Source organism: Nesterenkonia sedimenti (assembly GCF_012641515.1).
GTDB classification, from domain to species: Bacteria; Actinomycetota; Actinomycetes; order Actinomycetales; family Micrococcaceae; genus Nesterenkonia; species Nesterenkonia sedimenti.
Window position 1 is genome coordinate 1 of sequence record NZ_JABAHY010000021.1, and the last position, 14,663, is coordinate 14,663.

Genomic DNA, 14,663 nt, shown 5'->3' on the forward strand with positions numbered 1-14,663 from the left:
AACCCACACCGCGCTCGGAGGCGCTGTTCCCTCAGCCCGCGTTCACAACCTCACGGGGAAATACACCTAGTTCTGTTGAGCCCATCCGGCGGGCTGACGATTCTCGGCGAACCACTGACGGCACGCTGGGTAGTAGCAGAGGATCATGCAGGCAGAGAACCCACAGACTGCCGAAATCAACAGAAGCCAGCCCCACATACCGATCACCGTCATTCCGATGAGCCAGCCGAATGGCAAAGCCCTAACCCCGGATCATTCTGCCATCCTCGGTGAACTCGATCTCGTGTAGGTCGGGTTTTCGCTGCGGCTTAGCGAGGGTATGACTTCCGCTCGGATCTTCGTGCCGGTGAATGCTCCTCTGGTCCGGGCCTTGGCCGCTCTTGCCGTTAAGGCCTTCCCGGACTTGGGAGATCAGTCTTGTGTCGCAACACTAGTGTGGACCTTGCCGAGATCCCCCAATCCCTCTCGCAGTATTACACGCTCGAGCGCTCAGAGTGCGGTGGTACTGCTCGCCGAAGGGCGGTGGGGAGGCTAGAGGCCGGCCTGGCGGACCATGTGGTTGATCATATGGGTGCCGACCCGCCGGTACTGTCCGTAGGTGGGGTAGCGAAACTCGGAGATATCCGGAGCGGGGTCCACACCCAGGATGACCGCGCCGTCGGGCTCCTCCACCGAACGGACCCGCAGATCAACACTGGCGGCACCCAGGCCGGGGAAAGCCCAGACAGCATCCACCGCGAGGTCCCGCAGACCCGAGGACACCCTATTCAGCACATCAACAGTGATGGCCTCCCGGGCTCCAGCCTGGGACGTCTCACCCAGAGGAAGAATTTCGCCAGCCTTCGGAACATAGGAGACCTTCTTGCCCCAACAGGTCAGGAACGACTCAACACCCTCAGCCGCGGGTGGCTGAAGATAGGGGTCACCGTCCAATTCGGCCACCAGCTGTTCATGTAGCTTGCCCACATCCGATTCGCCATCACCCACTACATAGAAGGGGAGCCGCACCACCGCAGCGGTCACTTCCTCCCCGACGACGTGAATACGCAGATCGATGCCGAGCTGATAGCGCTCCACCAGGATCTGCCGCTGCACCGCGGGAAGGGCAGCACAAGCCTCGGCGGCACTCTCCCAGGCATAGGCCAACTGACCCTCGGTAGAGATCCCGGTGCTGAACTGGCTGCGCAGCTGTCCGGCCACCGGGCGGATATTCACCGGGCGGCCCAACTGCTGCAAATACTCCAAGGCGTTCTCCACCTGAGCAACAGGGAAAACCTTGCCCTCCGGCACGGTCAGATCCGAGGCCTTCAAATAGGCCCGCAGCATGTAACGCGAGGCGCAGGCACGTCGGGCCTGATGGCTGACCAGGGAGGTCATCGCCCCGTCCACACTGCCCACTGGTCGGCCGTTCTGATTAAACACAAGGTTTCCCTGACCAATGCGTTTGGGGGAAACCTTTAACAACCGCGCAGATCGGCCCAATAATTTGGTTGCAGAGTGAACTTCTTGTGACTTCCAAGTGTTGCGCTGCTCACGCTGAGGTTCTATTTGTTCCTCAATAAAGAGTGTTTCCGCCGTGTAGATCCCTGCGATCCCGGCTGATCTGGTGCTACTCGGCGCTGCATGAGTCATAACTATTAGGTTACAACCGCCTGTGTACAATCCATTACGGCGTCACCCCGGGCGCGTTACACCACTGTGAGGTTTTTCGTTCATGACAAGTACGGCGACAGCACCGATTGTGGAACTGGCAGCATCCATCGCGGATGACTATGACTCGGACACAATCGTCATATTGGGCAAGGGTCCCTCGGCGGACTCCGTCTCATCCAGGGCCTTCCAAGGAAACCTGGTCATCGGAATCAACGACGCCGAACGCATCCAGCCCGTGGATGTGACCATCTTCCACGAGGAGTGGGTCGCCGACTCCCTCAAGGACGACGGGCTGCGTTCCAAGGCCTACATCACCTCCATCGAGAACTTCCAGGCCCCTGGCCACCAGGTCGTGAACCTGCCCTATAAGTCGCTGAGCAATGACCAGGAAGACATCATGCTCAGCCGTTTCCAGAATCGGGATGAGATCGCCATCGAAGAGGCGATGTTCCTCACCGCTCTGGAGGTCGCCCGCACTGTGGCAGACCACAAGGGCAAAACCCAGACCGTCTACATGGTCGGCTTCGACTTCACCCCCTCAGAGGGGAACGCCCGGGCAGCCAATACTCAGTTCACCCCGCAGCTGACCTCCCACCGCAAGGCTGGCGTGGAGCTGCAGCAGTACATCCTGCGCAATGCGCTCTACGTTCTGGAGGACTCCAACCTGGATGTCCACCACGTTGGGACCCATGAGTTCTCTGATCTCACCACTGAGGCGCTGAACGAGAAGTTCCACGTCACCGTCAAGGAGCAGGAGAAGCTCTCCCCGGAGGACGAGGATCTGGAGATCCCCACCGTTGAGGTCACCGCGGAGATCACCACAAACCACTTCGGTGACCTCGACCGGTTGGAGAAGCTGGTCCGGGCCGCCCACTCCGCCGGTGCGGACTGGGTGAAGGTGCAGAAGCGCGACGTCGAGCACTTCTACACTCCCGAACAGCTCGCCGCTCCCTATAAGTCACCTTTCGGCAGCACCTTCGGCGACTACCGCCACCAGCTGGAACTGGACAAGGAAGGCTTCAAGTTCCTCGACGAGCTCACCAAGGACCTCGGTATCAAGTGGTTCGCCTCGGTGCTGGATAAGCCCTCCTTCGAGTGGATGATGGAAGAGCTGGACATCCCGCTGGTGAAGCTGCCCTCGACCATCTCCCGGAAGACCGACTACCTGGAGTATGTGGCCAATAACTACACCGGCTCCCTGGTGATCTCCACCGGTATGACCGACAAGGAGTACGAAGACTGGCTCCTGGAGACCTTCACCAAGCAGGACACTCTCTACCTGTTGCACTGCAACTCGGCATACCCCACCCCCGATGAGCACACCAATATTGGAGTGGTCCGCCACTACGCCCAGCTGGCTGAGCAGCAGGCATCTAAGCCTGGTCCGCGAGTCGTTCCCGGCTACTCCTCCCACGACTTCGGGTGGATGGCCTCCGCGCTGGCCGTGGCCGCCGGCGCCGGGATGGTGGAGAAGCATGTGAAGCTCGGCAACACCGAGTGGGCACACTTCGACGCGGTAGCAGTGGATCTGACCACTGATGCCTTCAAGGAGTACGTGGACGCAGTGCGCAAGGCGCAGATCCACGTGGGCTCCACAGAGAAGAAGATCACCGCTTCCGAGCATCATAAGTACTAAGGACTGGTTGGCATATGGCACGGGGCAACAGAAAGAAAAAGGCACCGCAGGGCCTCTCCCCGCAACTGGTGGTGCAGAAGGCCAAGCAGCAGGGAGTCGCGGCCTGGGCCAATATCCTTGGTCGGGTCCCCGGCGGTGAGGTCAAACTCGCCGAATGGGTCTCTGACTCCAGCGCAGACTTCATGCCTCGGGCTGAAGTGCAGATGACCGGCAAACCCCGCCCTCGGACGCGCCGGCTGCCTGTCATCATCCTGGAGAACTATCCGGGACCGGAGGCCAAACTGGCAGACCTCGCCCTGGAGAACAACACTGCGCACCCCAATTTCCTGGAGCGAGTCGCCGCCCGTGCGGCACTGGAAGGGGATAACGCCACCGCCCTGCGGCTGCGGCGCCGCGCAGTGGAACTGGACCCCGAGACCGCCCACCGCCATCTCGCCCTGGCCCAGTGTCTGCTTAAGGAGCCAGAAGAAGGCGTGGTCCACGACTGGATTCTGGGCCTGGCCAAAGGCTCTGCCGTTCCGAACAGCGAGGAAGCTCTCCAGGCGCTGAAGAAGGCCTATGAGCTGGCACCGGGCAATCCGGTTGTCCTCTATGAGTACGGCACAGCTCTGGTCGCCGCAGGTGACGTGGACAAGGCCCTGCCACTGCTGGAGATGGCCGTGCTCAAACGCCCCCAGGAGGACTGGTACCTCCAACTGGCTGAGATCTACCGCCGCCCAGACATCGCCAAGTTTGAAAAGGCGATGACCTACTACGAGCGGGTCTTCGGAGACAACCCCAAGAACATGAAGGCACTGAGCGGCCTGATCAACGCCGGCACCCGGGGCCCCATGGACTGGGCACGGATCTGGCGCAGCGTCCGCCGCCTGGAGACCCGGAAGAAATCGGGCACTCCCTATGATGACCCGGCGATCCAGGAGCAGCTGGATCAGCTGTTCTGGCGGGAGGAACACCCCACCCAGGAGCAGGTGGACTCTCTGGGCAAGACGCTGACCGAGGAGTTCAACCGGGGTAGGAGTCTGCACCGGACAGCACTGGGCCTGGTGATCACCCGGCTGCAGTTCGCCCGGCACTTCGCTGCAGGTTTCGCCCTGCGTGCCGGAGACGCCCAGGAACGGGTCCGGGCACTGCGCAAGAAACCTATTGATACCCCCAATGCCCTGCGCAACCTCATGAAGGCCTATGTCTACCTCGACGACGCCGATACCGCTGCAGGACTGGCGGATGTGAAGTTCTGGCCCTCGGGGGACAAGTTTGAAAGCCTGCAGATCGAGAAGCTGCACGCTGATGCCAAGCTCTGGGCCGGTGACGCCGTCCCCTATATCAAGTACTCCAAGAAGGCCCGGAAGCGGACCCCACTGACCGCTGATGATCGGATGGAAAAGCTCATCAAGGGCAAACGCGTCGCCCTGGTGGGGCCGGCGGAGACCGGTGACCGTCTCGGGCACATCATCGACGAGTACGACGTCGTCGTGCGTCCTCGCTATCAGCCGGAGTTCATTGAGGAGAATAAGGACGCCCAGGGCAGCCGCACAGACATCACCTACTACTCCGGTCAGGATCTGACCTCTCTGTTTGAAGGGATTGCTGCGGCCGCGGAGAACGGCGATGTCAAAGTCGTCAACGCCCGGCCCTTCAGCTACGCCGCGCATGCTCACCGGCAGCTGCCCTGGCTGCGGTTCTACCGGCAGGACTTCTCCCTGTGTTTCCACGGTGGGTCCCTGGGCATCCAACGGATGGCCTATGACCTGCTGCAGTTCGAGCCCGAGGAGATCTGCGTATTCAACTCAGACCTCTACACCGGCAACTCCATGTTCACCACCGGCTGGCGGCATGGGGATACCTTCGGGCCCTACTCCCATATCAACGACATCGTGGTCTCCCATGATGTGAAGTCGGAGTTCAAGTTCATGAAGGCTCTGATGAGCACTGGACGAGTCACCGCACAGGGCCGTGCCGCCGAGGTGCTGGCCCAAACTCCTGACGAATACGTGCGGGCTGTCGAAGAGGCAGGGGTGCTGCGCTAGGCTTACGGGTTGGTGGTCCAAGACGGCACCACAGCAGCACCCGCACTCGAGGAGGAGAAAAGTTCATGGCGTTCCGAGGCCATAAGGTCATTGCGATGGTGCCCAGCCGTCTGGAATCCACCCGGTTGCCCCGCAAAGCTCTGGCCGATATCTGTGGCCTGCCCATGGTCATCCATGTGCTGCGTCGAGTACAGATGTCCCCGATTGTGGACGAGGTCTACATCGCCACCGACTCCGAGGAGATTAAGTCTCTGGTGGAGTCCTACGGCGGCAACGCCATCATGACCTCCTCCGAGCACACCACCGGGATCGAACGGATCTCGGAGGCTTCGGCAGATATGGACTATGACGTCATCTGCCTGATCAACGGGGACGAGCCCGCACTGAACCCCGATCACATCCAGTCCTCGGTTGAGGCGCTGCTGGACTCCGAGGGGCCGACCTCGCTGCTGGCCAGCGAGTCCACTAAGGTCAACTCGCCCTCGGACTTCAAAGTGGTCACCAACCTCGCCGGAGAGGCCATGTACTTCTCCCGGGAGGACATCCCCTCACCCTCCCGCTCTGGGGTGACCCAATTCTTGAAGGCCTACCACCTCATCTCCTTCCGCAAGGGCGCCCTGGACGACTACATGGCCCTGGAGAAGACCCCGCTGGAGGCCCTGGAAGGTCACGACCACCTGCGGTTCCTGGAGAACGGGTACAAGGTCCAGATCGGTGTGGTCGAGCATGACTCCTTCTCCGTGGACACCCCGGAGAACCTGATCGAGATGGTGGAGCAGATGAAGGGGGATGCCCTCTTCGAGCAGTACCGCCATGAGGCCTCCGCGCCGGAGCAGCCGCGCGACGCCGTCGCCGAGCACCGCTGGACCAGCACCCCGATCACCGCGGTGGTGCCCTGCCGTGCGGGCAGCGAGCGGGTCAAGGACAAGAACACACGGCCGTTCGCAGGCTTCGAGGGCGGTCTGCTGGAGCTGAAGCTCAAGCAGCTGGTGAATGTGCCGGAGATCGACAACATCATCGTCTCCACCAATGACCCAGTGGTTATGGACTTCACCCGCAAGTTCGCCGAAACCACGGATAAGCCCATCACCATCAACGAGCGGCCCGATGATCTGGCCGACTCATCCACCCCGATGAGCAAATTCATCCAGTACGCCGCTGAGCTGCAGGATGAGGGCATCATGATGATGACCCATGTGACTCACCCGCTGGTCACCGCCACCACGTTCTCCGACCTCATCGCTGCCTGGCGGGAGGCTGAGGAGCAGGGCTACGACAGCCTGGTCACCGCCACCCGTCTGCATGCTTTCCTCTGGGATGCTGCGGCCAAGCCGTTCAACTATGACGACTCCAAGGAGAAGTGGCCGCGCAGCCAGGATATCGACCCTCTCTTTGAGATCAACCACGCCGCCTACCTCATGCCGTTTGTGCGGATGCGGGAGGTCGGCGACCGGGTCGGCACCAACCCCCGGATCTTCGAGATGGATCAGGATGTGGCGATGGACATCGACTGGGAGCACCAGTTCCACCTTTTGGAGGACATCGTCACCGCCAAACGGCAGCGCGGGCTTGAGCTTCTCTGAGTCGGGCCGATGACGCTGTTTCTGGGGCATACGCGGTTCAGCATTGATGCCTACGGCTCCGCATGGTTCAACGCCACCCGGACACGGCCCAGCGGGGTCTCGATGTTCGAGTCCCGCCAGGAATACCTCGACTGGCTCTACGACCATGACCGGTTGGAACGCCGGGCCAAGATCCTCTTGGAGTGGTCGCTGCCTCAGCTGCAGCTGGCAGCCGAGCAGATTGCAGCACACGGCCACGAGGTCCGGCATGTGGTCTCCTATTCCGCCAACCTCCCAGAGGCCTTTCAGACGCGCCTGAGGGAGGCAGCTGAGCAGTTCCCGCTGCTGCATCTGCATCAGACCAGTGGTGTGGTCGATGGGTTCCTGCCCCCGGAGGAGGTCGTCCACGAACTGCTGGACGCCCGGGACTCCGCCGGTGGGGGAGAGGCGGAGGTCTTCGCCGCATACCGCCTAGATGACGACGACATCCTCTCCACTGACTACTTCACCCTGCTGGAACCTTATGTCGGCGCTGAGAATGTGGGCTTCCGGGTGTCCCTGGGGCTCGGGTTCTCCGGTGTGTGGCGCGATGGCCGGCTATGTGCAGCTCGCGAGACCTATTACCCCATGATTTCTATGGGTATGGCCTCCATCTGCAGCAGGGATACCGATAGATGGCTTCATGTTCCGGAGCGGTACGTCGATGCTAGCCAGGACAATCATGACCTCGCCGACCGTGGGGCCCCGGTGATCACTGATTCCCGTAAACCGGCCTTCTTCCGGATCCTGCACGAGACTCAATCAGGGGTACTGCATAGGACTCGCCAGCTTTCCCGGCATTGGTATGCCGATGCCCTGAGCCGGATCCAGCATGCACCCCCGGCGGATCCGGACGTCGTCGCTGAGAAGTTCCCGGTCCTAGCGCAGGCTGTGACTGTCGCCCACGGCACTGAGGGCGAGACCATCGAGCTGCTGGATGAGGAGCTGGATCTCTGTGAGGAGCGGGTGCCCTTTGAGATTCAGCTGAACCGCCCCTTTGTTTTGGAGGTGGACTTCACCTCTGAGCAGGAGGCGATCAGTCAGGATATTGCGGTGAAGTGGCAGGTGGAGGCCGAGGACGGATTCGACCTGCACTGCACGGAGTGTACTCAGCAGTACACCCGCTCGGATGTGCGGTATCACCGCAAATATGGTTACACCACCTGGGTGCCGACCCGGAAGCAGTTCGGAGTGACTCGCCACGCAGTGGTCGATGTTCACCCTCAGACCCGGATTACTGGGCTTACCGTGTTGACCAGGGGAAAGAACCCCACTCGTTTGCGCCAAATTCGTATAACAGAAATCTAGCGGTAACAGCACCTGGGTAATCTCCCGGGCATGACCGAAGCCATCATCACCAGTTTTGCCGGCGGTAAGCAGTACTACTTCAAAGCAGCAGAGAAACTGGAGAAGCAGTTAGATCGCTTCGGTATCGATCACGATATCTCTCGGATAGAGATCCCTGAAGGCTGGGACTGGGCCGATATCTGCAAGTACAAGATCCAGTTCTTCCGGGACATGCTGCTCAAGCACAAGCGACCCATCGCCTGGATAGATGTGGATACCCAAGTGCTGCAGCGGCCCGAGGACCTCCTGAAGTCAGCGGCTGACTCCACCTGTTATCTGAGGGCCTTCCGCTACCTGGTGACCTTTGACCCCGAACAGCTCCCACGGCTCTTCGTACCCTCCTACCTCGCCTTCGGGTACAACGAGCGAACTATCGAGTTTCTGAACTTCGCGGTATCCCTGATGGAGAAGAAGGGTGAGGACCTTCGTGCCACCGATGACTACTTCCTCCAGGAGGCTCTCACCCAGTGGGAGGGTAAGCTCAGTTTCCACCTTCTGCGCCCGAACACTGTGGTGAAGTCCCGTAAACAGGACGACGGCACCGCCTACTTCCTCCACGGGGACTCTGGGAACGTGCGGGACTCCATGGACCAGGTGGAACAACACTCATTGGGCGTTCTCTCCCAGAAACGGCAGAAGAGCGTCTTCTAGCATGCGGCTCGGCAGGCGGTGCGCGGTAAGAACGAGGTCGAGGCGGATGTCTTTTTCAAGAAGGTCTTCGAGGCCGGGCCTGAGGATGCTCGGCCTTTCCACCAGTACACCAGCTTCCTGCTGAAGACCAAGCAATGGGACAAACTGGCTGAGCAGGTGCAGGAACGTAAGCAGGACCCTTATTTCGGGGGAGTGGCCGAACGTGCTGAGTTTCAGGCGGCGCTCAACAGGCATCACTGGAATGAGGCTGACCGGCTGTTTGCCGAAGCCCAACAGTCCAAGAGTCCGAACGTGGCGATGATGAAGAGCCGCAAGGCCCGGGCTGAGCTGAATAAGCGTGCTGAAGAGATGGGCGTCAAGAACAGTGACCGGGTCAAGCTTTGGTGGATGGAGACCCCATATCCGGGAAACTTCGGTGACATCATCAACCCATACCTCATTGAGGGGCTCACCGGTATCCCACCGCGGTTCAGCAATAAGAGTGACCGCCTTCTGGCAGTCGGATCGATCATCAAGTTTGCGAAGAAGGGGACTCCGGTTTGGGGCGCCGGCAGCCCGCGCCGGGAGGACAAGCTAGCGCCCGACGCCGACTACCGAGCGGTGCGTGGACCCCTTACCCGTGACCTCGTGTTGCGCAAGGGCGGGAGTATGCCGGAGGTCTATGGGGACCCTGCCTGGTTCCTGCCTAAGATCTACAATCCGCAGGTCGAGAAGAAGCACAAACTGGGGATGATTCTGCATGTGGCGCATCGCGGCGCTGTGAAGAATATTGACCCCGATGTGAAGCTGATCGATATCCGGCGGGTGGGGCCCGACGAGATCGAGGCGTTTATCCGCGAACTGCTCTCCTGCGAAGCAGTTCTCTCTACGTCACTGCACGGGGTGATCGTTGCTCATGCTTATGGCATCCCGGTCCGCTGGTGCGTGGCGCCGAAGGCGAAGAAACGGATCTCTGGCGACGGCATGAAGTTCGAAGACTATTTCCAGTCTGTGGGTCGCTCTGCCCCCGAGCCCCTGAATCTCAATTCCTTGGACCGCGTGGGTTCAGACCTGGCTGCTGTCTGCACTGATAATCCCGAGGCGCCTATTGATCTCAAGGCGCTCGCCGAGGCAGCCCCCGTTTAGGGTTCGGCTGGCTTCATAGTGGATGAAAGGCTGTATGGCTCACAGAAACCCCAGGTCAGAGGTTCGAGGGGAGGTCGAAGCCTTAGCCTCGTCGAGCCTCCACTTTGAATTAGCCTGCAGTAGGTAGCCTGGGGGACTAGTCGGGATCTGCGCCGGAGGAGCGAGTTGCACCGGCTGTGTGTTGAAACAAAGGGGAAGAATGTGACTGACCGTCAAGATCCGCGATTCGCGTTGATCGCGCTTGAGGCGCATTCGGATGACACGTGGCCTCAAACGATCACAAGTTCCAGTCCGGCGTGGCGGAGAAGCGTGGGCTATCGGTTAGCTGATGCAGCACGACTTCTGGAATCCGAGACAGTTCACGTCGTCGTTAGCTATCCAACTCCTCATAAGCGCATCGGTGCCGAATTCCGGCTGGGGGAGCGTTCAGATACAGTTCTTCACGCTTGGAAAAGAACGGTATCGATGCTGCTTCAGTTCTACTCGAAGTACGCAGGGCGGGTTTCCCTGGTGGATGAAGCGCGGTTGTGTCAGAGTTCAGCTGTCCTCGAGAAGGAACTGGAGGAACTCACAGTAGACCCGAGCCGAACCAGCACGGTGGCAGATAACCCTCTGTTTGTCGAGGTTTCGGACCTCTATGAGTTAAAGGCCCTGGAGATGCTGCGCGAGAGCGAAGCTCAGTCTCTCCACAGGATTTTGCAGGCTTCTACGCTGCTTCCCACAACGACTGTAGACATTGTTGGCGCAGTGGAGACCATCGTGTCTGACACTAACGAGCAGTTGCCGACCTCTTCGTGTGACTGTGAAGAACTCCGGTCCGAGAATGTACTTCTCATGGAACAAATGCATGAAGCCCAAGCTACTCTCCTAGAGTACGTGGCAAAGAAAGAGGCAAGCGACAAAGCCGTAAGGGACAAAAAAGCCAAACTCGTCGATCTCTCAAGGAAACTCAAAGCATCCCGAGAACGAGTGTCTGAACTTCGGCGCTCATTGAGGGAGGAACAGGCCCGGGTTAAAGCCCTCCGAGATAAGTATGAAGATCGAGGCCGGCGTATCCAGCAAGTTCGAGCGAGGGAAAAGGACGCCAAAGGGCGTGCTGACCGCCTTCAATCGGAGTTGCGTGCCATTAAACGATCGCGGAGATGGAAGATCATGAACGCGCTCCGAGGACCCCTTCGGTGATCTGAATGACGTTGAAAAGCATGGAGGCGTGGTGCCACATCGGCCCGTGGGATCGGGCCGTAGACATGTGGTTGGAAGGACCTTTCGACGGGCCTGCGTTGATCGTCGACCCAAGTACCGTAGATACCGGGGATGCGAAAGAACTGCTCATTGGCCGGGGGGCTAGTACTGCACACATCGTGCCGAGGGCACTGCGGGTCAGCGGATCGGAGACCCAGTCGTTTCCCGTGTACGGCGGGTGGCCCTTAGATGGATTGGAACCAACAGACAGTTGGCAGGAGTTATTTCCAGGTTTGGCAGTCCCAGAGCGTCGGGAAGTCCAGGCATTAACTTTCAAAGAGCTGTTTACCCATACAGCAGTCCATGCCTCGGATCGAGTGAGTCTTAGCTGGAGTGTTGCTGGCGATGGATTGGCCATTTGGGAAGCCATTCGCCAAGAAGACTTACCTTCCACCATTGTTCAGACAATACTGGAGATTCCCACCCCGCTCTTAAAGGTCCCTCCGTTTGCACCTGTCGGCGAACTTGCAACCTGGTGGATGGACCAGGGATTCGTTCTTGAGCGAGTTGATCCATCACCCGCGTGCACTCGTTTCACGTATGGCCGTGACAATGCTTTGGTCGAAAGAGGAAGTCGTTGAACCAGCTCGAATCTCTCCTAGTCGAAGGGTTAAACAAGGTCGCTTCCGTTATAGAGAGCAACCCTTCCTATGACTACATCCTGGGTGATCGGCTTTTAAAGGAGGAGTATGAGCGCCTAGCTGTGGACAGCGAAGGGAATCTTACGGACCAGCGAGAGCTCCTAGATTTATGGGATTGGAAAGTTTCAGAGACCAAACCAAGGGTATTTGGAATCGACTCGGCCGTTCGCACTGCGCCGGTCCTGGCATTCGCGACTACGGCCAACAACCGGCGAGAAATCGACTTCCTCCAGAGGCTACTAGAGGGCCAGGATCTGCCCAGTGGAGTTGTGAATCTTTGCGATCTTGATGCGGCCAGACAGCGAGTAGACCAACCAGCGGTGAAGAGCGCACTCGAGTCGGCATTCAAGCAATTCCTCGAGTCACGATCGACCATCAAGCGAGGACTCCTTCACCAACTGATCAGTTTCGCATCGTTTTCGTTGGCGGCGTGGAAAGTGCTTCATACCGTAGAAGCCAAAACCTTTGTTGTTGCGAACGACCATTCTCCGGGTCCAGTGGCATACGCCAAGCTGGCAAGGCACTTTGGCATGAAGACGGTATACCTCCAACATGCCGAGGTCACAACGAACTTCCCGCCGTTGGACTTCGACTTGTCGATTTTGCGCAACCGAGTCTCTAAGAATATTTACGAGAGGGTCGGTCCAGTTACAGGCCAAGTGATGGTGGCTTCAAGAGATCCTAAGGCTCTCGACCTCACGGAGTTGCGAAGTACCCGCCAGCAGCTGCGCACGGGTGGGAAACTACCTGCGCTCATCTACCCAAGCGGAGTCAGCAACATCGAAAGTCTCGAGAATCTTTACAGAGCCCTCGAGGAGAACCCCGATGTTTCAGTAGTAGCAGTGAAAGTGCACCCAGCTGCTAAGAACTTGGAACAATTTCATACGCGTAATATGTCGGTGCGGCGAACGATCCCCCATAAAGGGCATGTAGCCGTCTGCGGCAACTCTTCTGTCGCCATAGAGTTGATTGCCGCGGGTAACCTCGTCTTTCAGTGTTTTGACCTTGACGAAATCACCAGGGATTACTATGGATTCGTCCGTCAAGGCCTAACGAGTGAGGTTCGACTAGAGGACGCAGACAAGGCCTTCTGGCGTTCTAGGTCCGAAGATGACCTCCTGACGCTTGCAGATTTCCTTCCCAATGTCAGTACCCGTGAGAACGTCGCGGACTCGATCCGAAAGCGCCGACTCCTTTCTGAGATATTCAGCGGAAAACGCCTAAAGCAATCCGAAATCTTAAGGCTTAGAGACCGTGAGAACCTGCTCCGAGATGTGTACTGCCTAACCCACTCATTGGTTTCGTATGCGAGTGAGGTAGACAATCTTTACGGAGACGATTTCCGGGTAATTCGTACACTTGATGCTGCATTTGCGCGTCGAGATGTGGAGCTCGGTCCTGCATATCAACGTGTGGGGCCCAACCAGGCGCGATCGGTTGTCGAGTTCTGGCTGGCAGCTAAGGCCATTGAGTGGAATGGGCGAGCACCCACTAGAGCTGGGCGTGACAATCTGATGAGGTTCGTGCGCTTATACTCCGCGAACCCACGAGCTAAGCGTTGGCTAGAGAACAAGATGTTTGACATCCTCGTTCGTTTTGGCAGTCCCGATGAGTTGCTTCAGCTTTTCGCCTCGGCTGAGCATCTGGCGTCGGATGGGCTTGGGGCGAATAAGAAAGTTGCGTTTGTGCGCTTCACTGAAGCGAACCCTGCATGGGCAGATCGACTGCGTAAGCTCTTCAATCCTAACTCTTCGCAGGTGACGTCCCTCGAGGAGCTGAAACTGTCGGTGCAGTGCATGCGCAAGGTTGACGGAGAGCTCGAGTACGACGACTTTCGGCAAGTGGAGCACGAGTTCAAGAGGCGCCATCCCATAGTTGGTGCCGACTATTCAGATTATGTTGAACCGGTTTACGACCAGTTGGGAAGTCGTGCTGCGTATATTGATGTGCTGCGAAACTCTGCCCAGAAGCGCGACCTCTTGGATACTTTCAAGACCAGATTGCAAGACAAGGAAGGCTATGGGTTTGTCCGGCTGAGTGATGGTGAGGGCATCCTCTTTCAGAAGTACAGTTCCTTCTTGACTGAGGAAGACTCGCGTAACCGGCAGCGGCACTGGTGGGGCGAGGAGATTCCGCAGAACTTATTGGCTGAATTGCTCACAGACCTCGAGGTGGCGGTTGCTGACGCTGACCTCCTGGGGATACCCAGCGTTTATAGGTTTCTTAGAGACCACTCGGACCGGACCAAGTCTCTCTACGACACTTTGCAAGGAAGAGGGCTGCTATCTGTCCTCCAAGGAGTGCCGCATTTCGACGCACCGGCTAAACGCTATACAGATGACAAGGCGAACCTAGCCTTGTTCTGTTCCACAGACACCGTGGACGAGCTCATGACAGCGGCTAGGAAGCTGATCCTTGTTAGCAGTGCCGCGCCAGAGGCAGCATCTAGGCTATATGGACGCTATGGTGGTGTAGTCCACATTCCGGTCCCCACACATAACAAAACTCAGCACAACATGAAGTACGTCTCCGCTGGCAGGCCACTTCCATACGTCTATCGTGAAGTGAACGAGCAGCTGCAGGATGTGGTTCGCCCAGGTGACTTGGTACTGGTCGGTGCAGGCGTCGCAGGAAAGACATTCGTAAGAACGGCAAGACACGCGGGCGCGGTTGGGCTAGACATAGGCAGTGCTATGGATCAGCTCTTGGACGCTGGAATTCACTCGCTTTTTTGAGATAG

9 protein-coding genes are annotated in these 14,663 nt (G+C 58.6%); 8 read left to right on the forward strand and 1 reads right to left on the reverse strand.

The genetic code is table 11. The annotated features are described in order from the left end of the window. Positions 1-531: 531 nt before the first annotated feature. Complete coding sequence (locus HGQ17_RS13805) at positions 532-1,422, reverse strand: hypothetical protein (protein ID WP_168888535.1); 891 nt, start codon at positions 1,420-1,422, stop codon at positions 532-534. Between the two features lie 292 nt (positions 1,423-1,714). Here HGQ17_RS13805 and HGQ17_RS13810 point away from each other — a divergent pair, with 292 nt between their 5' ends. From HGQ17_RS13810 to HGQ17_RS13845, 8 genes are all read left to right on the forward strand, one after another. Further along, positions 1,715-3,289, forward strand: coding sequence for an N-acetylneuraminate synthase family protein (locus HGQ17_RS13810; protein ID WP_168888536.1), 1,575 nt, complete (start codon positions 1,715-1,717; stop codon positions 3,287-3,289). A 14-nt stretch (positions 3,290-3,303) separates the two neighbouring features. Beyond that, positions 3,304-5,316 (forward strand): tetratricopeptide repeat protein, encoded by a 2,013-nt coding sequence (locus HGQ17_RS13815; RefSeq protein WP_168888537.1) that lies wholly within the window; start codon positions 3,304-3,306, stop codon positions 5,314-5,316. Between the two features lie 65 nt (positions 5,317-5,381). Further along, a complete protein-coding gene (kdsB, locus tag HGQ17_RS13820) occupies positions 5,382-6,899 on the forward strand; it encodes a 3-deoxy-manno-octulosonate cytidylyltransferase (protein ID WP_168888538.1) in 1,518 nt (505 codons plus the stop codon). A 9-nt stretch (positions 6,900-6,908) separates the two neighbouring features. Then, positions 6,909-8,225, forward strand: coding sequence for a glycosyltransferase (locus HGQ17_RS13825; RefSeq protein ID WP_168888539.1), 1,317 nt, complete (start codon positions 6,909-6,911; stop codon positions 8,223-8,225). Positions 8,226-8,255: 30 nt separating this feature from the next. Continuing rightward, the gene (locus HGQ17_RS13830; RefSeq protein ID WP_168888540.1) at positions 8,256-8,915 is read left to right on the forward strand and encodes a hypothetical protein; all 660 of its coding nucleotides are present in this window, start codon (positions 8,256-8,258) and stop codon (positions 8,913-8,915) included. An 18-nt stretch (positions 8,916-8,933) separates the two neighbouring features. Next, positions 8,934-10,040 carry a polysaccharide pyruvyl transferase family protein gene (locus HGQ17_RS13835; RefSeq protein WP_168888541.1) on the forward strand — a complete coding sequence of 369 codons (1,107 nt, stop codon included), beginning with the start codon at positions 8,934-8,936 and terminating at the stop codon, positions 10,038-10,040. Between the two features lie 465 nt (positions 10,041-10,505). Beyond that, the gene (locus HGQ17_RS13840) at positions 10,506-11,222 is read left to right on the forward strand and encodes a hypothetical protein (RefSeq protein WP_168888542.1); all 717 of its coding nucleotides are present in this window, start codon (positions 10,506-10,508) and stop codon (positions 11,220-11,222) included. A gap of 637 nt (positions 11,223-11,859) precedes the next feature. Continuing rightward, positions 11,860-14,658: a GT-D fold domain-containing protein gene (locus tag HGQ17_RS13845; protein WP_168888543.1), complete on the forward strand. Its 2,799-nt coding sequence runs from the start codon at positions 11,860-11,862 to the stop codon at positions 14,656-14,658. Positions 14,659-14,663: the final 5 nt, after the last annotated feature.